The 18,981-nt window shown below is 65.7% G+C and carries 18 protein-coding genes; 11 read left to right on the plus strand and 7 right to left on the minus strand.

Annotated features, from left to right (window positions below; genetic code table 11):
• The first annotated feature begins 64 nt into the window (after positions 1–64).
• Positions 65–1,573 carry a glycosyltransferase family 39 protein gene (locus CIT39_RS08815; RefSeq protein WP_094975690.1) on the plus strand — a complete coding sequence of 503 codons (1,509 nt, stop codon included), beginning with the start codon at positions 65–67 and terminating at the stop codon, positions 1,571–1,573.
• Positions 1,574–1,694: 121 nt separating this feature from the next.
• Here CIT39_RS08815 and CIT39_RS08820 read toward each other — a convergent pair whose 3' ends face one another.
• Positions 1,695–2,501 (minus strand): uracil-DNA glycosylase, encoded by an 807-nt coding sequence (locus CIT39_RS08820; protein ID WP_094975689.1) that lies wholly within the window; start codon positions 2,499–2,501, stop codon positions 1,695–1,697.
• Between the two features lie 137 nt (positions 2,502–2,638).
• Between CIT39_RS08820 and CIT39_RS08825 the strand changes: the two genes are divergently transcribed.
• From CIT39_RS08825 to CIT39_RS08835, 3 genes are all read left to right on the plus strand, one after another.
• Positions 2,639–4,300: an electron transfer flavoprotein-ubiquinone oxidoreductase gene (locus CIT39_RS08825; protein WP_094975688.1), complete on the plus strand. Its 1,662-nt coding sequence runs from the start codon at positions 2,639–2,641 to the stop codon at positions 4,298–4,300.
• 296 nt (positions 4,301–4,596) lie between these two features.
• The gene (locus CIT39_RS08830) at positions 4,597–6,393 is read left to right on the plus strand and encodes a tetratricopeptide repeat protein (RefSeq protein ID WP_094975687.1); all 1,797 of its coding nucleotides are present in this window, start codon (positions 4,597–4,599) and stop codon (positions 6,391–6,393) included.
• 28 nt (positions 6,394–6,421) lie between these two features.
• Positions 6,422–7,306, plus strand: a complete 885-nt coding sequence (locus CIT39_RS08835; RefSeq protein WP_162308420.1) for a 4-(cytidine 5'-diphospho)-2-C-methyl-D-erythritol kinase — start codon at positions 6,422–6,424, stop codon at positions 7,304–7,306.
• Positions 7,307–7,425: 119 nt separating this feature from the next.
• Here the strand turns inward: CIT39_RS08835 and CIT39_RS08840 are convergent, their stop codons facing one another.
• The 5 genes from CIT39_RS08840 to CIT39_RS08860 form a co-directional block, all read right to left on the minus strand.
• Positions 7,426–8,301, minus strand: coding sequence for an alpha/beta fold hydrolase (locus CIT39_RS08840; RefSeq protein ID WP_094975685.1), 876 nt, complete (start codon positions 8,299–8,301; stop codon positions 7,426–7,428).
• Positions 8,302–8,308: 7 nt separating this feature from the next.
• Complete coding sequence (locus CIT39_RS08845; protein ID WP_094975684.1) at positions 8,309–8,941, minus strand: LysE family translocator; 633 nt, start codon at positions 8,939–8,941, stop codon at positions 8,309–8,311.
• 62 nt (positions 8,942–9,003) lie between these two features.
• Positions 9,004–10,266 carry a beta-ketoacyl-ACP synthase II gene (gene fabF, locus CIT39_RS08850; RefSeq protein ID WP_094975683.1) on the minus strand — a complete coding sequence of 421 codons (1,263 nt, stop codon included), beginning with the start codon at positions 10,264–10,266 and terminating at the stop codon, positions 9,004–9,006.
• A gap of 1 nt (position 10,267) precedes the next feature.
• Positions 10,268–10,783 (minus strand): winged helix-turn-helix transcriptional regulator, encoded by a 516-nt coding sequence (locus tag CIT39_RS08855; RefSeq protein WP_094975682.1) that lies wholly within the window; start codon positions 10,781–10,783, stop codon positions 10,268–10,270.
• A gap of 351 nt (positions 10,784–11,134) precedes the next feature.
• On the minus strand, positions 11,135–12,142 hold the full coding sequence (locus tag CIT39_RS08860) for a polyprenyl synthetase family protein (protein WP_094975869.1): 1,008 nt from the start codon (positions 12,140–12,142) through the stop codon (positions 11,135–11,137).
• A 135-nt stretch (positions 12,143–12,277) separates the two neighbouring features.
• Between CIT39_RS08860 and CIT39_RS08865 the strand changes: the two genes are divergently transcribed.
• From CIT39_RS08865 to glyS, 6 genes are all read left to right on the plus strand, one after another.
• Positions 12,278–12,505 carry a putative signal transducing protein gene (locus tag CIT39_RS08865; RefSeq protein ID WP_094975681.1) on the plus strand — a complete coding sequence of 76 codons (228 nt, stop codon included), beginning with the start codon at positions 12,278–12,280 and terminating at the stop codon, positions 12,503–12,505.
• Positions 12,498–13,262 carry a tRNA1(Val) (adenine(37)-N6)-methyltransferase gene (locus tag CIT39_RS08870; protein ID WP_094975680.1) on the plus strand — a complete coding sequence of 255 codons (765 nt, stop codon included), beginning with the start codon at positions 12,498–12,500 and terminating at the stop codon, positions 13,260–13,262. Before CIT39_RS08865 ends, CIT39_RS08870 begins: the two co-directional genes overlap by 8 nt.
• Before the next feature lie 215 nt (positions 13,263–13,477).
• Complete coding sequence (locus tag CIT39_RS08875; RefSeq protein ID WP_094975679.1) at positions 13,478–14,386, plus strand: S49 family peptidase; 909 nt, start codon at positions 13,478–13,480, stop codon at positions 14,384–14,386.
• A gap of 104 nt (positions 14,387–14,490) precedes the next feature.
• Positions 14,491–14,682 (plus strand): hypothetical protein, encoded by a 192-nt coding sequence (locus CIT39_RS08880; RefSeq protein WP_094975678.1) that lies wholly within the window; start codon positions 14,491–14,493, stop codon positions 14,680–14,682.
• A gap of 233 nt (positions 14,683–14,915) precedes the next feature.
• Positions 14,916–15,851: a glycine--tRNA ligase subunit alpha gene (locus CIT39_RS08885; RefSeq protein ID WP_094975677.1), complete on the plus strand. Its 936-nt coding sequence runs from the start codon at positions 14,916–14,918 to the stop codon at positions 15,849–15,851.
• Complete coding sequence (gene glyS / locus CIT39_RS08890; RefSeq protein WP_094975676.1) at positions 15,851–17,950, plus strand: glycine--tRNA ligase subunit beta; 2,100 nt, start codon at positions 15,851–15,853, stop codon at positions 17,948–17,950. Before CIT39_RS08885 ends, glyS begins: the two co-directional genes overlap by 1 nt.
• A 232-nt stretch (positions 17,951–18,182) precedes the next feature.
• Here the strand turns inward: glyS and CIT39_RS08895 are convergent, their stop codons facing one another.
• The gene (locus CIT39_RS08895; protein WP_094975868.1) at positions 18,183–18,539 is read right to left on the minus strand and encodes a DUF1236 domain-containing protein; all 357 of its coding nucleotides are present in this window, start codon (positions 18,537–18,539) and stop codon (positions 18,183–18,185) included.
• A gap of 227 nt (positions 18,540–18,766) precedes the next feature.
• On the opposite strand from CIT39_RS08895, the gene CIT39_RS08900 reads away from it, so the two are divergent.
• Positions 18,767–18,922 (plus strand): DUF3096 domain-containing protein, encoded by a 156-nt coding sequence (locus CIT39_RS08900; protein ID WP_018648785.1) that lies wholly within the window; start codon positions 18,767–18,769, stop codon positions 18,920–18,922.
• Positions 18,923–18,981: the final 59 nt, after the last annotated feature.

Raw genomic sequence — 18,981 nt, forward strand, 5'->3', positions numbered from 1 at the left:
TATCAAAGTATACGTGAGCGAATAGGGCCGGCTGGACGGGTTGGCTGCATCTTTCGGGCGTTGCATGCGGTTTACCTCCCTGGTCATCGAGCTCATTCGCGCCCGGCCGCGGCTGATCGTCTGGATCGCCGTGCTGCTGCAGGCCGCGATGTGGCTGTTCGTCGCGCTGGTGTTCTATCGCAGCCCGCCCGGCGCCCTCGCGACGCTGCTGGCTTTCGGACGCGAATACCAGGTCGGCACCGATCTCGGCCCACCCTTGCCGGTCTGGCTCGCCGACATCGCCTATCGCGCCGCCGGCGGCCACATGTTCGGCGTCTATGTGCTGGCCGAGCTCTGCGAGATCGCGACCTTCATCACGCTCTACTACCTGTCCCGCGCCGTGGTCGGCTCGCAGCAGGCGGTGCTCGCCGTGCTCTTGACCATGACGGTGCTCGCCTTCTCCTCGTCGGCGCTCGACTTCGGCCCCCTCGTCCTGGCCCGGCCGCTCTGGGCGCTACTGCTGCTGCACTCCTGGCAAATCATCGGCCAGCGTCGCGGCAATGCCTGGTTCGCCTGGTCGATCGAGGCCGGTCTGTTGCTGCTGACGACACCCGCGGCGATCTTCCTGCTGCTGCTGCTCGTCGTCTTTGCGGTGTCAACCGCCGGCGGCCGCCGGACGCTGCGCGCGCTCGATCCGTTATTCGCGCTGATCGTCGTCGCGGTGCTGGCGCTGCCCTACGCGGTCTGGCTGATGCGCGCGGAGACGCTGGTGATGCCGGCCCTGCCGCAAGTCGCGGAGCTGAAGGCCCGAGCTCTGCAAGCGGCCTGGCTGCTCGGCGGCCTCGTGCTCGGTGCGGCCGCGATACCCGCGCTGACCTTCCTCAACACCGGCCTGTTCGCCGGCAAGGGCGAGGAGCCGCCGATCATCTATCGGCCGCCGGTCGAATCGCTCGCTCGCAACTTCGTCTATTTCTTCGCGCTGGCGCCTGCGCTGGGCGCGGTGCTGATCTCCGGCCTGCTCGGGCTCGACTCCGTCGTCGGAGGTGCTGGCGTCGTGCTGGTCATGTCCGGGCTTGCCGTGGTGGTTGCGGCCGGGGATCTCATTGCGATGCGCCGCGCGCGGATGCTGCGCATGGTGTGGGCCGCGGCCGTCGTGGCGCCGGCCGTGGGCGTCGTGCTCGCCGTCCTGCTGCTGCCCTGGACCGGCACCGGCGAGATCGCGACCTCGATGCCGGCGCGTGCGATCTCGGACTTCTTCGACGAGAGCTTTGCCCGCCGCACCAACCATCGCCTGCGCGCGGTGGCCGGCGAGACGTCGCTTGCAAGCCTGATCACGCTGCATTCCGGCCGGCCGCATCTCTTCATCGATGCCGACCCCGCGCGCACGCCGTGGATCAATCAGGCCAAATTCAGCGAGACCGGCGGCGTCGTGGTCTGGCGCGCCTCCGATACCGCCGGCACGCCGCCGCCGGACATCCTGAAGCGCTTTCCCGGCATCGTGCCGGAGGTGCCGCGCGCCTTCGAATGGCTGGTGACCGGTCGCCAGCAGCTGCTGCGCGTCGGCTGGGCCATCGTGCGGCCGAAGGGGACGTAGCGACAAACGCAGAAATTGTAGGGTGGGCAAAGGCGCATAGCGCCGTGCCCACGTCGGCTCTGTCCGGCGCCACGATAGAGTTGGTGGGCACGCTGCGCTTTGCCCACCCGACGAGAGCTCGCTATCCCGCCAGCACCTTGGCGATCGCGCGCAGATCCTGCCAGGCCAGCCGCTTGTAGGACGGCGAGCGCAACAGATAGGCCGGGTGGAACGTCGGCAGCGCGCGGATGGTGCGCGCCCCTGTCTCATAGTCGAACCAGCGGCCGCGCGTGCGCATGATGCCCTCGCGTGTCGACAGCAGCGTCTGCGTCGAGGGATTGCCGAGCGTCACCAGCACGTCGGGATTCACCAGCTCGATCTGGCGCTGGATGAAGGGCAGGCAGATCTGCGTCTCCTGCGGCGTCGGCGTGCGGTTGCCGGGCGGCCGCCACGGAATCACGTTGGCGATGTAGGCCGTGCTGCGGTTGAGGCCGATGGCTCCCATCATCAGATCGAGCAGCTTGCCGCTGCGTCCGACGAAGGGCAGTCCCTCGATGTCCTCGTCGCGGCCCGGCGCTTCGCCCACGAACATGATGCGCGCCTGCGGATTGCCGTCGGCGAACACCAACCGCGTCGCGGTGTGCTTCAGCGCGCAGCCCTCGAAGCTTTGCATCAGCTCGCGCAGCGCTTCCAGCGTCGGCGCAGTGCGCGCGGCTTCGCGTGCGGAGGCGATCGCGATGTCGGGCGCCGGTGCGGCCTCGCCGCGCATGGTCGCAGGGGCGGCGACGGGGCGAGGTGCCTCGACCGGAGGCGCCACGCGCGGAGCCGGCGGCGGGGCGTCCAATTCCGCCAGGCGGTCGATCGGTTCCTCCGCGAGCGCGCAATCCACCCCGGCCTCCAGATAGAAGGCGAGAAGCTCTCGGACGGTGGGTGCGGGCTCGGGGATCATTTGGAAAGTCAGACTATTAGTTCATCTTAGGCCGCCTTGCATCCCAGCGGAACGCATTTCCGCTGTTGTCCTACCCGGAAAAATCGGAAACAAGGGGGCGCAAACGACCAAGGAACCGTCTCAAGGGCTGAGATCAGATGAGCACCGAAGAACTTCCCCCGCGCGAATCCATGGAATTCGACGTCGTCATCGTCGGCGCCGGCCCCTCCGGCTTGTCGGCCGCGATCCGGCTGAAGCAGCTCAATGCCGATCTCAACGTCGTCGTGGTGGAGAAGGGCTCCGAGGTCGGTGCGCACATTCTCTCCGGCGCGGTGATCGATCCTGCCGGCCTCGACAGGCTGATTCCGGACTGGCGCGAGGATTCCGACTGCCCGCTGAAGACCCAGGTGAAGGACGACCGGTTCTACTGGATGACGGCTGGCGGTGCGATCAAGCTGCCGAATTTCATGATGCCGCCGCTGATGGACAACCATCATTGCTACATCGGCTCGCTCGGCAATGTCTGCCGCTGGCTGGCGCGCAAGGCCGAAGCGCTCGGCGTCGAGATCTATCCGGGCTTTGCTGCGGCCGAGGTGCTCTATGACGACGCCGGCAACGTCAAGGGCATTGCCACCGGCGACATGGGCATCGGCCGGGACGGCAAGCCGAAGGACTCTTTTACCCGTGGCATGGAGTTGCTCGGCAAGTACACGCTGTTCGCCGAAGGCGCTCGCGGCAGCCTGACCAAGCAGCTCATCGCCAAGTTCGCGCTCGACTCCAAGTGCGAGCCGGCGAAGTTCGGCATCGGCCTCAAGGAAGTCTGGCAGATCGATCCCGCCAAGCACCAGAAGGGCATGATCCAGCATTCCTTCGGCTGGCCGCTAGATCTGAAGACCGGCGGCGGCTCGTTCCTCTATCATTACGACGACAATCTCGTGGCCGTCGGCTTCGTCGTGCATCTGAACTACGACGATCCCTACCTGTCGCCGTTCGACGAGTTCCAGCGCTTCAAGACGCATCCTTCGATCCGCGGCACCTTTGAAGGCGCCAAGCGCCTTGCCTATGGTGCGCGCGCCATCACCGAAGGCGGCTATCAGTCGGTGCCGAGGCTGAGCTTCCCCGGCGGCGCCCTGATCGGCTGCGCGGCTGGCTTCGTCAACGTGCCGCGCATCAAGGGCGTGCACAATGCGATGGGCACCGGCATGCTCGCGGCTGAACATGCCGCGGCGGCGCTCGCCGCCGATCGCGCCAATGACGAACTCGTCGACTACGAAAATGCGTGGCGTTCCTCGTCGGTCGGCAAGGATCTGTTCCTGGTCCGCAACGTCAAGCCGCTGTGGTCGAAGTTCGGCACCGTGCTGGGCGTCGCGCTGGGCGGCCTCGACATGTGGTGCAACACGCTGTTCGGCGGCTCGCTGTTCGGCACCCAGGCGCACGCCAAGCCCGATCGCGCCACGCTCGATCCGGCCAAGAGCCACGCGCCCAAGAACTACCCGAAGCCGGACGGCAAGATTTCCTTCGACAAGCTGTCCTCGGTATTCCTGTCCAACACCAACCATGAGGAGGACCAGCCGGTTCATCTCAAGGTCACCGACATGAACCTGCAAAAGACCTCCGAGCACGACGTGTTCGCCGGTCCCTCGAATCGCTATTGCCCGGCCGGCGTCTACGAATGGGTCGAAGAGGGCACGAGCCCGCGTTTCCAGATCAACGCCCAGAACTGCGTCCACTGCAAAACCTGCGACGTGAAGGATCCCAACGGCAACATCACCTGGGTTCCCCCCGAGGGCGGCGGCGGCCCGAACTATGAGGCGATGTAAGAGCCGGCCAAGCAAGCAGACCTGATCACGAGGGTGATCCGGCGCACGTTCGCGTGAGGACACGGCTGCGGCCACCGGTCGCGGCCACGATAAGGCCATACTGGCAGCGTCTTGGGACGGCTCTTGGCCGATTTAAGGCATGCGGAGGGGATCGTCCGGCCCGAATCCTTGCGGCGAAGCGCCAAAAGCGGCATTGTCCGACCCGACGGTTCCGGGTCACCATGCCACCGGCCGCGTTCGCTTGCGATACGGCCCTCTGCTGCAAACCAGGCACCACCAACCCAAGGCGAGCCCTGATGTTCTCAAATCGTTTCAACCGCTGGACTGTTGCCGCCATCGCCCTCATGGGCACAGCGCTCGCGACCGTCCCGGGCAGGGTCCTGGCGCAGACGCCGGATCACCCGGAAAACACGGCGGCGCAGTTTCCGACCCGGAACGATCTGAAGTCGCTGACGACCTCCGGCAGTTATCTCGCCGCCCGCCACGCCAGCGTCGAGCGCGACGCGGCTTCCGCCGCCGCCTTCTACCGTTCGGCGCTGCGCACGGATCCCAAGAACAACGAGCTGCTCGACCGCGCCTTCATCTCCTCGGTCGCCGACGGCGACATCGATGAAGCGGTCAAGCTCGCCGAGCGCATCCTCACCATCGACAAGACCAACCGCGTCGCGCGTCTCGTCGTCGGCGTGCATGATCTCAAGGTGAAGAAATACGCAGCCGCGCAGACCAACATCAACCAGTCGATCCGCGGTCCGATCACCGATCTCGTCGCCACGCTGCTGTCGGGTTGGGCCGCCTACGGTGCGGGCGACGCCAAGGGCGGTGTGGCCACCATCGACAAGCTGGCAGGTCCCGAATGGTACCCGCTGTTCAAGGACCTTCACGCCGGCATGATCCTCGAACTCGCCGGCAAGGAGAAGGACGCCGGCACCCGCTTCGAGCGCGCCTACAAGCTGGACGATTCCATGCTGCGCGTGACCGAGGCTTATGCGCGCTGGCTGTCGCGCAACAAGGATTCCGCCGCCGCGACCACCGTCTACCAGGCCTTCGACAAGAAGCTCGCGCGCCATCCGCTGATCCAGGAAGGCCTGCGCGAGACCAAGGCCGGCAAGAAAATGCCGCCGCTGGTCGATTCCGCCCAGGCCGGCGCCGCCGAAGCGCTCTACGGCATCGGCGCCACGCTCACCCGCCGCGGCGGCGAGGACCTGGCGCTGGTCTATCTCCAGCTCTCGCTTTACCTCCAGCCGACCCATCCGCTGGCGCTGCTCTCGCTCGCCGATCTCTACGAGTCGGTGAAGCGGCCGCAGATGGCGATCAAGGTCTATGAGCGCGTGCCGGCGAGCTCGCCGCTCAAGCGCAACGCGCAGATCCAGCTTGCCATCGATCTGGATTCCGCCGACCGCACCGACGAGGCGATCAAGATCCTCAAGGGCGTCACATCGGAGGATGCCAAGGACCTCGAAGCGATCATGGCGCTCGGCAATATCGAGCGCGGCCGCAAGAAGTTCGGCGATTGCGGCGCGACCTATTCGCAAGGCATCGACGCGCTGACACCGGGCAACGATAAGGCCAACAGCGTCTGGTACTATTATCGTGGTATCTGCGAGGAACGCTCCAAGCAGTGGGCCAAGGCCGAGGCCGACATGAAGAAGGCGCTCGAGCTGCAGCCCGACCAGCCGCACGTCCTCAACTATCTCGGCTATTCCTGGATCGACCAGGGGATCAACCTCGACGAAGGCATGAAGATGATCAAGCGCGCCGTCGAGCAGCGTCCCGACGACGGCTACATCGTCGATTCACTGGGCTGGGCCTATTACCGCATCGGCAATTACGAAGAAGCGGTGAAGAACCTCGAACGCGCCATCGACCTCAAGCCCGAGGATCCCACCATCAACGACCATCTCGGCGATGCCTATTGGCGGGTCGGCCGCACGCTGGAAGCCAAATTCCAGTGGGCGCACGCGCGCGATCTCAAGCCCGAGCCGGAAGAGCTTCCGAAGATCGAGGCCAAGATCGCTAACGGTCTGGCCGACGACAATTCGAACTCCTCCGCAGCGCAGGCCGAGAAGAAAAAGGATGACGGCAAGGGCGGCTAGTCTGGGTGAAGTTGGGGGCGTGTCGCCGATGCCGGCGTTGATTGAAGAAGGACGGGCGAAGGTCAATCTCAGCCTTCGCGTCGTCGGCCGTCGTGCGGATGGCTATCATGATCTCGAAAGCGTGGTCGCGTTCGCCGACTGCGCCGATCGGCTTACCTTGGAGCCGGGCGGCGAGCTGAAGCTCACCACCACCGGACCGCTTGCCGCGGCTTGCGGCGAAACCGCGGACAATCTCGTCTTCAAGGCGGCCAAGCTTCTGACTGACGCGGTGCCGAACCTGAAGCTCGGCGCCTTCGCGCTCGACAAGGTGCTGCCGGTTGCCGCGGGCATCGGCGGCGGCTCGGCTGATGCTGCAGCAGCCCTGCGGCTCCTGGCGCGTCTCAACGATTTGTCGCTCGATGATCCGCGCCTGCAGAAGGTCGCGCTCGCGACCGGCGCCGACGTGCCGGTGTGCCTGTTCTCGCGCGCCTGCGACATGACCGGCGTCGGCGAGCAGCTGCTGCCGCTCGCGCTGCCGAGCATGCCATGCGTGATGGTCAATCCGCGCGTGCCTGTGGCCACCAAGGATGTTTTCCAGGAGCTGGGCCTGCGAAACGGCGAGCTCCTGGTTGGCGCCACCTCGGTTCTCCGTGCTCCGGCCTGGCCGGAGGAGGGTGGGTCGATCGCCGATTGGGTCGACGTTCTCGAAACCGTCGCCAACGATCTCGAAGAGCCTGCGCTGCGTATCGAACCTGTCATCGGCGAGGTGCTGGAGGCCTTGCGTGGCTCCGCCGGCGTCAAGCTCGCCCGCATGTCCGGCTCGGGCGCGACGTGCTTTGCGATCTACGGCTCGCCCGCCGATACGCATGCCGCGGCCGAAAAGATCCGGCGCGATCATCCCGGCTGGTGGGTGCATGCGGGGACGTTGAGCTAGCTCTTTCTCCGGCGACGGTGCCGTAAGGTGGGCAAAGCGCCGCCACCAAATTGTTCGTGCAATCCGGATGCATGGTGGGCACGGCGCTGTCGCGCCTTTGCCCACCTGCGGCAGTCGAGCTAGCCGCTGCCTTCCTCAGCCAGTCCGAGAAATTGTCGGATCTCGCCCAGCACCTCCTGCGGCTTGTCGTGCTGCAGCCAGTGCCCCGCGCCTGAGATGGTCTCGACCCGCGCGTTCTGGAAATACCGCTCAAGGCCTGCTGCTCTGGCACCGGCGAGAAAGCTCTCGCCGGCGTTGAGCAGCAGGGTCGGGCAGGCGATGCGCGACCACAGCGCGACGTGATCGTCCGGCCAGAGCCGGTGCGGCGCGGAGGCGCGCTGATAGGGATCGAACTTCCAGCTATAGGTGCCGTCCTCGTTCTGCCGCGCGCCGTGCGTGGCGAGATGCAGCGCGAGGTCGCGGGACAGGCGCTTGTTGTGCTGTACCATCTGTGCGGCCGCGTCTTCGAGGGTCGCATAGCGGCGCGGCGTGCGGTCGTGCAGCTTGTCGAGCTGGCCGACCCATTTGCCGATGCGCTCATGCGCCGGCGGCTTCGGCGTGTCCGGCAACATGGTCACGCCGTCGAGCACGACCAGCTTTGCGACCTGCTCGGGGAATGCGCCCGAAAAGATCAGGCTCACCATGCCGCCCATCGAATGGCCGATGAGAGTCACTTCAGGCGTTGCGATGGTGCGGATGAGCTGGGCGAGATCGTAGACATATTCGGTCAGCGCGTAGCTGCCGCCTCTGGTCCAGTCGGAATCGCCGTGGCCGCGCAAATCGGGCGCGACCACATGAAAATGCGGCTGCAGCGAGCGGGCGATGACGTCCCAGCTCCGGCAGTGATCGCGGCCGCCATGGACCAGGATCAGAGGCGGCGCGCTCTCATTGCCCCAATCGGCGTAATGCAGCCTCAGACCATGAGACTCGTAGAAGCGGCTTTGTGGAGCGAGCATCGGAGCGCTATCCATTCGCCGGCCGCCGCACCAGTGCCAGCGACAGGCCGAGGCCGGCGATGAAGACGCCGGAGCCCTGCGTGAGACGCCGCATCAGATGCGGCCGTCCCATCAGCTGCGTGCGTGTTGCTGAGGCCATCAGCACCACGACGATATCGGCGAGCGTATTCAACGCCACCGAGATTGCGCCGAGCATGATGAACTGCAGCGTGGGGCTCGATCCCGCGGGATCTAGGAATTGCGGAATGAAGGCGAGGAAAAACGCGGCGATCTTCGGGTTCAGCGACTCGACCAGCACGCCGTCGCGGAACGCGCGCTTGTCACCGGTCGGCTCGCTCGCGATCGACAATGCGCGGCCGGCGCTGCGGAACGTCTTGATGCCGAGCCAGACCAGATAGAGCACGCCGACGAATTTGACGGCGGCGAACAGTTCGGCGCTGGCGAGGATGATCGCGGAAATGCCGAGGCTGCCCGCGACGACATGAACCAGCCCGCCCAGCGCCGTGCCCGCGGTCGATGCAAAGCCGCTGTCGCGTCCCTCCGACAAGGTCCGTGCCGCGACGTAGAAGATGCCGGGACCGGGAACAGCGGCGATGAGACAGGCCGCGGCCAGGAACAGCCAGAAATTCGTTTCGATCATCCTGTTTTCGTAGCGCAGCGCACCGCGATTGCAAGCCTTCTGGCTCGAAGGGGGCCCGTCGTTTAATCCATGCGGCGGAAGATCACGCTGGCATTCACCCCGCCGAAGCCGAAACCGTTGGAGATCGCGTGTTGCATCGGCATCGGCCGCGCGCTGCCGGCGACGATGTCGATGCCATCGGCGCCCGCATCGGGGTTTTCGAGATTGAGCGTCGGCGGTGCGATCTGATCGCGCAAAGCGAGCACGGTGAAGATCGCCTCGAGGCCGCCGGCGGCGCCGAGTAGATGGCCGGTGGCCGATTTGGTGGCGCTGACGGCGATGCCGCGGTTACGGCCGAACAGCGCGGCGATGGCGCCAAGCTCGCTCTCGTCGCCCGCCGGCGTCGATGTCGCGTGCGCATTCAGGTGCTGCAGATCGGCCGGCGCAAGGCTCGCCTGCCGGAGCGCGATCTCCATGGCGCGGCGGGCGCCGTCGCCATCGGGCGGACCTGATGTCATGTGGTAGGCGTCCGCCGTCGTGCCGTATCCGATCACCTCTGCAATCGGCGTGGCGCCACGCGCGAGCGCATGTTCCAGCTCTTCGATGACGAGAATGCCGGCGCCTTCGCCCATGACGAAGCCATCGCGGTCGCGATCGAACGGGCGTGAGGCGCGTGCGGGTTCGTCGTTGAAGCCGCTCGATAGCGCGCGCGCTGCGGCAAAGCCGCCGAGGCTGACGATATCGATGCAGGCCTCCGCGCCGCCGCAGATCGCGATATCGGCTTCGCCCGCGCGGATCATGCGCGCGGCATCGCCGATCGCCTGGACGCCGGCGGCGCACGCCGTGACCGGTGTGCCCAGCGCGCCCTTGTAGCCGTATTTGATCGAGACGTGGCCGGCGGCGAGATTGGCCAAAAACGAGGGTATCGTGAACGGCGAGAGCCGGCGCACGCCGCGCTGCTCGGTAATGCGCACCGCCTCCGCCATCGCCGGAAAGCCGCCGACGCCGGAGCCAATGATCGTCGCGGTCCGTTCCAGCGCGGCCATATCCTGCGGCGTCCATCTGGCCTGCGCGACGGCTTCTGCGGTGGCGAGCAGCGCGAACAGGATGAAGCGGTCCATCTTGCGCTGGTCTTTTGGCGCGGCCGCCTGCGCGGGATCGAAGCCGCCGTCGGCATCGTCGGCCTTGTCAGGCACGAGTCCGGCAATGCGCGCCGGAAGGACTTGTGCCCATTCGGGCAGCGGGCGAAGTCCGCTGTGTCCGGCGAGCAGCCGGCGCCAGGAGGTTTCGACACCGCAGCCGAGCGGCGACACCGCTCCCATTCCCGTCACGACGATACGACGCATGTCAGTCTCCAGCCGGCGCGACGGCCGGGTTCATGGCCTTGAGCGAAGCGAGACGCTTGCGCATGCCGCGGCTGGCGCGGGGGCCGGCGACGACGACAGCATTAGCAAGCGTGATCGGCTGCATGTTGGCAGCGTCGACAACGATCGGATCGAACGGGCGAGTGCTGCTCCGGTTCGCCAGCACGATGGATTCGCCCTTGGGTGCGAGATGCTTGTTGCCCCAGGCGAGCAGCGTAGCGATCACCGGGAAGAAATCGCGCGCCTTGTCGGTCAGAACATATTCGTAACGCGGCGGCCGCTCCTGATAGCGGCGGCGCACGAACATGCCTGATGCGGTGAGATGGGCAAGCCGCCGCGACAGGATGTTCGGCGCGATCCCGAGGCTTTGCGAGAATTCGTCAAACCGCGTCGCGCCCTGGAACGCGTCCCGGAGAATCAAGATGCTCCACCATTCGCCAACGGTCTCCACCGCGCGGCCGACCGGGCATTCCTGGATGGACGAGGATTTTGGCTGCATGGCGGGAAGCTAGGGCAGTAACTTGCAAAAAGCAAGTAACTCGGTGACGGGACGAAGCGTGCGGAGCGAGTGAGACCGGGCTGTGGTGGAGAGCTGAAGAGCAGTCGCGCACTGAACCGCTCTCGTGCCCCGGACGCAGCGCAGCGTCCCCGGCGATGCGAAGCATCGTCCGGTGCGCTGCAGAGCCGGGGCCTATGTCGCAGATGATTGTGGATATCGCGTGGGTCCCGGCTCTGCGCAGCAGCGTTTCACGCTGCAGCGCGTCCGGGACACAGAAGTGAGCGGTGTCGATGCAGTGTCGGCGCTATCTCAGGAGTGCCGTCCCGGCCTGGTAAGCTGCAGGCACCAATCCTAATGCGATCGCGCCAGACAGAACGCCACCACCTGCTCCAGCGCGCTCTTCATCGGTGAAGATGGGAACAGCGCCAGCGCATCCACCGCCATGGCGCCGTAGTGCTGGGCGCGGCTCAGCGTGTCCTCGAGCGCGCGGTGCTTGTTCATCAGGCCGATGGCGTGATCGAGGTCGCTATCGCCGATCTCGCCGCGCTCCAGCGCCTTGATCCAGAACGCGCGCTCGGTGTCGTTGCCGCGGCGGAAGGCGAGCACCACCGGCAGGGTGATCTTGCCCTCGCGGAAATCGTCGCCGGTGTTCTTGCCGAGCTTGGCGCTCTTGCCGCCATAGTCGAGCACGTCGTCGACGAGCTGGAAGGCGATGCCGAGATTCATGCCGACCGAGCGGCAGGCGGTTTGCTCCGCCTTCGGGCGGTTGGCGATCACGGGGCCGACCTCGCACGCGGCTGCGAACAATTCGGCGGTCTTGCCGCGGATCACGGCGAGATATTCGTCCTCGGTGGTCGCGGTGTTCTTGGCCGCGGCAAGCTGCATCACCTCGCCCTCGGCGATGGTGGCGGCGGCCGCGGAGAGGATGTCGAGCGCGCGAAGCGAGCCGACCTCGACCATCATGCGGAAGGCTTGGCCGAGCAGGAAGTCGCCGACCAGCACGCTCGCCTCGTTGCCCCAGAGCATGCGCGCCGACAGCTTGCCACGCCGCAGCTCGCTCTCGTCGACGACGTCGTCGTGCAGCAGCGTGGCGGTATGCATGAACTCGACGCTGGCCGCCAGCTTGATATGGCCGTCGCCAGCGTAGCCGGCGAGGTTTGCCATGGCGAGCGTTAGCATCGGCCGGAGCCGCTTGCCGCCGGAGGAGATCAGGTGGTTGGCGACCTCCGGGATCATGGTCACGTCCGAACCGGTCCGCGACAGGATCGTGGCGTTGACGCGCTCCATGTCAGGGGCGACAAGGGCAACCAGCTCTTCGATCGACGCGCCGGGAGTTTCGAAAGGTACGATGACGGCCACGCCGGTCTCCAATATTTGCCCCGGAAGGGCTATTCTGACGGAAAGACAATAGAAACTGGCGGCGGATGCGGCAAGGCCCGCGGAACCATTGACATTTGCCGCTTTAGCCCCCTTTCAGGCAAGGAAACCTGCGTTTTGCGTGAACTGGTTCGGACCAACGATATGGTGCTGGTGTCGGCGGTCGGCGCGCTGCTCGACGGCGCCAATATCCATCATCTGGTGCTGGACCAGAACATGAGCATCATCGAGGGCTCGCTCGGCATTTTGCCGCGGCGGATCCTGGTTCATGAGGACGACGCCCAGGAGGCGCGGAAGTTGCTAACCGAAGCCGGTCTCAGTCACGAACTGCGCGGCGATGAGTGAGGCCGTAGATATCACCGAGGACGCTTTTCTCGGCGGCCAGCTGCGCCTGAAGCAGAAGCGGAGTGGCCACCGCGCCGGGCACGACGCCATCCTGCTTGCGGCGGCGACCGTGGCCCGCCGGGGGGACCGCGTGGTCGATTTCGGCGCCGGCATCGGCACGGCCGGGCTGGTGTTGGCCCGGCGCGTCCCCGGCATCGGGCTGAGCCTGGTCGAGATCGATCCGGAACTGGCCGAGCTGGCGCGCGCCAATGCCGCCGCGAATGCGCTTGCCGCCGAGATCATCGTGCTCGATGTCACGGCCGACGCGCAGGTCTTTGCGGCAAACGGGCTGTCGCCCGACAGCGTCGACGTCGTGCTGATGAATCCGCCGTTCAACGACCCGGCCCGGCATCGGGGCTCGCCGGACCAGGCGCGTCACACCGCGCATGTGGCGACGGAGGAGACCCTGAATGCCTGGGTGCATGCAGCGCGGCGCATCCTCCGATCGAATGGTGTGCTGACATTGATCTGGCGCGCAGATGGAATCGCCGATGTCCTGGCGGCGCTGTCGCGCGGCTTCGGCAGTATTGCGATCCTGCCGGTTCACGGCGAGGCGGGGCAGCCTGCGATCCGCGTGCTGATGCGTGCGGTCAAAGGGAGCCGGGCTCCGACGCGATTGCTGCCGGGTCTCATGCTCAACGACGAGACAGGCGCGTCCAAGAACGAACTGGTCGAGATTCTGGAGGGGAGAGCGGCCTTGCCGCTGGTGGAACCGTGACGGCTTACTGCGGCAGCGATTCCGGCTGCTGCTCTTGCGGAGACGTCAGGCGGATCGCCATGAACAGCGCACCGATCAGCAGCATCAGCAGATAAATTTTCATGGGTGTTCTCCGCTGGCTCATTGCAGCCTCCCAAAGGGAATTCTGCAAAACACGTTCCGGGCACTTCCAATGACAGTCGCGTGATAAGAAATGATTAATCAGAGGTAACGGCATGGCCGAACAGTTGAACGATCGTGAGAGTTCCGGCCTGGCCGACAAGCTCATGCAATATCTGCCGGCGCGCTTCCGCCCCGGCACGGCCGTCGTGCCGGTGGTGCGGCTGTCCGGGGTGATCGGCGCGGTGACGCCGCTGCGCCCGGGCATGACGCTCGCCGGCGTCGCCAAAGTGCTGGAGCGCGCGTTCTCGTATCGGCACGCCAAGGCGGTGGCGCTGGTGATCAACTCGCCCGGCGGCTCGCCGGTGCAGTCGCGCCAGATCTACCTGCGCATCAAGCAACTCGCGGCGGAGAAGAAACTGCCGGTGCTGGTGTTCGTCGAGGACGTCGCGGCCTCCGGCGGCTACATGATTGCCTGCGCCGGCGACGAGATCATCTGCGATCCCTCTTCGATCCTCGGCTCGATCGGCGTGGTCGGCGGCAGCTTCGGTTTCCAGGAGGCGATCAAGCGGCTCGGCATCGAGCGGCGGCTCTACACATCAGGCGAACACAAAGCCATGCTCGATCCGTTCCTGCCGGAGAATCCGGAGGACGTCGCCAAGCTGAAGGCGATCCAGCGCGAGATCCACCAGATATTCATCTCGCTGGTCAAGGACAGCCGTGGCGCGCGGCTGAAAGGGGCGGACGATACGCTGTTCACGGGCGAATACTGGGCCGGCGAGAGTTCGGTCGCGCTGGGGCTCGCCGACAGCATCGGCGATCTCCGCTCAACTCTTCGTGCCCGCTATGGTGAGAAGGTTCTCACGCCCGTGATCGCGCAGCCGACCGGGCTGCTCTCCGGCCTTTTGGGCCGGAAATCGCCCGGCGCGGGGCAGCTTTTGGCCATGGAATCGATGGCCGGCCTGCCGGACGAGTTGATCTCGGCGGTCGAAACGCGGGCGATCTGGGCGAAATTCGGGTTCTAGGCGAGGCCTTCCCGCGCCATTTGGTCCGGCCCGAGCCAATTGCGGCGCGGGCCGGTCTGCGCAAGAATGCGCGTGGGGGCTGAGCACTAGACAAGGAACGACCGATGCCGCCGTTCGTCGCTTTCGCGGGCGTCCTGGGCGGGCTTGCCGTGGTCCGCTGGGCCTACAAGACCGCCGTCAGGATCAACCAGGAGCTGGAGGAGATGCGCCTGTCACGCGTCGCCGAAGCCGCTCACGCCGGGAATATTCCAACGCTCAAGCGTGACCCTGTGACCGGGGCTTACCGGCCGGGCTAGGTCGCGCCACACGTAAGGTGCCGTGGGGTGGGCAAAGGCGCTCTTGCGCCGTGCCCACGATTCCCTTCGGCAATCGTGGCGACGATGGTGGGCACGCTTCGCTTTGCCCACCCTACGGCACCGTCACTCTATGGTGGCAGTTAAGTCCGAATCCGCCCCTTTGCCTTGATTCCCACCCCCGCCGTCGATACGGTCCCGCGCGATTCAAACCCCCGCGAGAGCCTGATCTGACGATGGACGCCTCATTGCCCGCCCATATGCGCCCGGAACGCTCGTTCCAGGGCTTCATCCTCGCGCTCCAGCGGTTCTGGGCCGAGCAGGGCTGCGTGATCCTGCAGCCCTACGACATGGAGATGGGCGCGGGCACCTTCCATCCGGCGACCACGCTGCGCGCGCTCGGGCCAAAGCCCTGGAACGCCGCCTACGTGCAACCCTCGCGCCGGCCCAAGGACGGCCGTTACGGCGAGAACCCGAACCGGATGCAGCACTACTACCAATTCCAGGTGATCATGAAGCCGTCGCCGCCGAACCTTCAGGAGCTGTACCTGAAGTCGCTCGCCGCGATCGGCATCGATTCCGCCCTGCACGACATCCGCTTCGTCGAGGACGATTGGGAGAGCCCGACGCTGGGCGCCTGGGGCTTGGGGTGGGAATGCTGGTGCGACGGCATGGAAGTCAGCCAGTTCACTTACTTCCAGCAGGTCGCGGGTTTCGAATGCGCGCCGGTGGCGGGCGAGCTCACCTACGGGCTGGAGCGCCTCGCGATGTATGTGCAGGGCGTCGACCGCGTCTACGACCTCAACTTCAACGGCCGCGACGGCGATGCCAAGGTCACCTATGGCGACGTCTTCCTGCAGGCCGAGCGGGAATATTCGAAGCACAATTTTGAAGTTGCCGACACCGCAATGCTGTTCGAGCAGTTCAAGATGGCGGAGCAGGCCTGCAAGAAATATCTCGACGCCGGCTGGAAGGACGGCAAGCGCGAGGCGCATCTGATGGCGCTGCCGGCCTACGACCAGTGCATCAAGGCGAGCCACGTCTTCAACCTGCTCGATGCCCGCGGCGTGATCTCCGTGACCGAGCGGCAGAGCTACATTCTTCGCGTGCGCGAGCTGGCCAAGGCCTGCGGTGAGGCCTGGATCCATACTGAAGCGGGCGGAGCGGCCTGATGCCTGATCTCCTGCTTGAACTGTTCTCGGAAGAGATTCCCGCGCGCATGCAGGCCAAGGCGGCCGAGGATCTGCGCCGCATGGTCACCGACAAGCTCGTCGCCGAAGGCCTCGTCTACGAGGGCGCCAAGGCGTTTTCGACCCCGCGCCGCCTCGCGCTCACCGTGCACGGCATCCCCGCGCGCCAGCCGGACCTGAAGACCGAACGCCGCGGACCGAAGGTCGGCGCGCCCGATGCGGCCGTGCAGGGCTTTCTGAAAGCGACAGGCTTGAAATCGCTGGACGAAGCCAAGATCCAGCGCGACCCCAAGGGTGATTTCTACATCGGCTTGATCGAGAAGCCCGGCCGCGACGCGATCGACGTGCTCGCGGAAATCCTGCCCGTGATCATCCGCACCTTCCCGTGGCCGAAATCGATGCGCTGGGGCGCGCGCTCGGGCAAGCCGGGCTCGCTCAATTGGGTGCGGCCGCTGCATGCGATCACCGCGACGTTCGGGCTCGAGACGGAAGAGCCCGATGTCGTGAAGTTCGAAGTCGACGGTATCGAGACCGGACAGACCACGTACGGCCATCGCTTCATGGCGCCGGACGCGATCAGCGTGCGCCGCTTCGAGGACTACGAAGCGAAGCTGCTCGACGCGAAGGTCGTGCTCGACCCCGAGCGCCGCAAGGACGCGATTCTCACCGACGCCAAGCAGCTCGCGTTTGCGCAAGGCTTCGAGCTCGTCGAGGACCAGAACCTGCTCGACGAGGTCGCCGGCCTCGTCGAATGGCCGGTCGTGCTGATGGGCTCATTCGAGCAGGAGTTTCTGGCGACGCCCGCGGAAGTGATCCGCGCCACCATCCGCAACAACCAGAAGTGCTTTGTGGTGCGCGATCCCAAGACCGGCAAGCTCGCCAACAAGTTCATCCTGGTCGCCAACATCGAGGCAACCGACGGCGGTGCGACCATCATCGCCGGCAACGAGCGCGTCATCCGCGCGCGGTTGTCGGATGCGAAGTTCTTCTACGAGACGGACCTGAAGACCAAGCTCGAGGAACGTCTGCCGAAGTTCGAGCAGATCGTGTTCCACGAGAAGCTCGGGACACAGGCGGAGCGGATCAAGCGCATCGAGCATCTCGCCGCGGAGATTGCGCCGCTGGTCGGGGCCGATGTCGCGAAGGCCACGCGCGCCGCACATCTTGCGAAGGCGGACTTGCTGACGGAGGTCGTCGGCGAGTTCCCCGAAGTGCAGGGCTTGATGGGCAAGTACTACGCGCTGGCGCAAGGCGAGGACGGCTCCGTCGCAGCTGCGTGCGAAGAGCACTACAAGCCGCAAGGGCCTGCGGACCGCGTGCCGACCGATCCGGTCAGCGTGGCGGTCGCGCTCGCCGACAAGCTCGATACGCTCGTCGGCTTCTGGGCCATCGACGAGAAGCCGACCGGGAGCAAGGACCCGTATGCGCTGCGTCGTGCGGCTCTCGGCGTGATTAGACTGATTGCCGAGAACGCGCTTCGGCTGTCGTTGACGAAGGTGGCTGCATCGGCGCTCGCCGGCTTGTCCGTGCAGCCCGCCGATGCGCAGAAGCTCCCCAGCGATCTCCTCGCCTTCTTCGCCGACCGCCTGAAGGTCCAGCTCCGCGAGCAGGGCGCGCGTCACGATCTCGTCGACGCCGTGTTCGCGCTCGGCGGTCAGGACGATCTCCTGATGATCGTCCGCCGCGTCGAAGCGCTCGGAAAATTCCTCGAGACCGACGACGGCAAGAACCTGCTCGCCGGCATCAAGCGTGCCAGTAATATCCTTGGAATCGAGGAAAAGAAGGACAAGCGCAGCTTTGACGGCACGCCCGATGCGGCGCTCTACGGCCTCGGCGAGGAGAAGGCGCTGGCCAAGGCGATCGGCGAGGTGACGGCGGAAGCAAGTGCCGCCGTCGCCAAGGAAGACTTTGCCGCCGCCATGAGCGCGATGGCAAAGCTGCGTCCGCCGGTCGATGCGTTCTTCGAAAAAGTCCGCGTCAACGACGATGATCCGAAAGTGCGCGAGAACCGCCTGAAGCTGCTCAACGAGATCCGCAGCGCCACGCGCGCGGTGGCGGATTTCTCGAAGATCCAGGACTGAGGCGCGCTCGCGGGGCAAACACCGGTGTCATTCCGGGGCGTGCGAAGCACGAGCCCGGAATCCATAACCACGATCATGAGTATGGATTCCGGGCTCGCGCCAAGTGGCGCGCCCCGGAATGACAGCGCAAAAAAATGCCCCGCCCGGCGGGGGGAGGACCGGGCGGGGCCTGTGTCCGCTTAACTGCTCGCGCCAGCCTGATGTGACGCGCCGGACATCGAGTCGAACTGATTTAGTCGACCACCTCGACGATGCGGCGCGAGCGGGGCTCGACCAGCACGGTCTCGCCATTCACGACGGTGTAGCGATAGGTGGTGGCGCCGAAGCGTTGCGGCACGTCATAATAAGTGACGCCTGCCTCGGGTAAGGTGGTGCCGACCACGATACGGTCCGGAATGCTGAAAGCCGGCACACGTTGTTCGACGACATAGTCGCGGAAAGCCGGCCGCTGTTCGACGGCAATCGTCGGGCCGCTGTCGACCACGACGGGCGCGCGCCCGACGGTGACACCGCTTTGCGCCTGCGCCGCAAGAGGCGACAAGCCGATCGCGGCTGCGAGCGCGGCAAGGGCAAGAATCCTGTTCCGCATGGACAACTCCTTCGACGTGATGGTTCGGACGCGCCAGGGACGCGACCGGTTGGCCAATGCATGCACCCTTGGCAATGTTCCGGGAAAAGCCCTGCCGTATCAGCGGCAATTTCGGGCAGTTTTCGTGGGAGCCGGAACTCGCATCGCACCTTGCGCGTCTCTACTCGCGGAACCGGGAGGGCTATGATCCGCCCGCGATTCGCCCCACTTCCACAGAAAGATAGTTCATGCACATCACCGTCGCCCACATTTCGCCGATCCTGTCGTTGATTGCGGGTGTGCTCATCCTGATCATGCCGCGACTCCTCAATCTGATCGTCGCGATCTTCCTCATTGTGAACGGCGCGATCGGGCTCGGGCTCCTGAAATGGCTCCACCTCTAGGAGTTCACTTTCCGGAACTGTCTGACTTGCGCGGGCCCGTTCAAAATGGTGTAACGCCC

It is taken from the genome of Bradyrhizobium symbiodeficiens (genome assembly GCF_002266465.3).
Taxonomy (GTDB): domain Bacteria; phylum Pseudomonadota; class Alphaproteobacteria; order Rhizobiales; family Xanthobacteraceae; genus Bradyrhizobium; species Bradyrhizobium symbiodeficiens.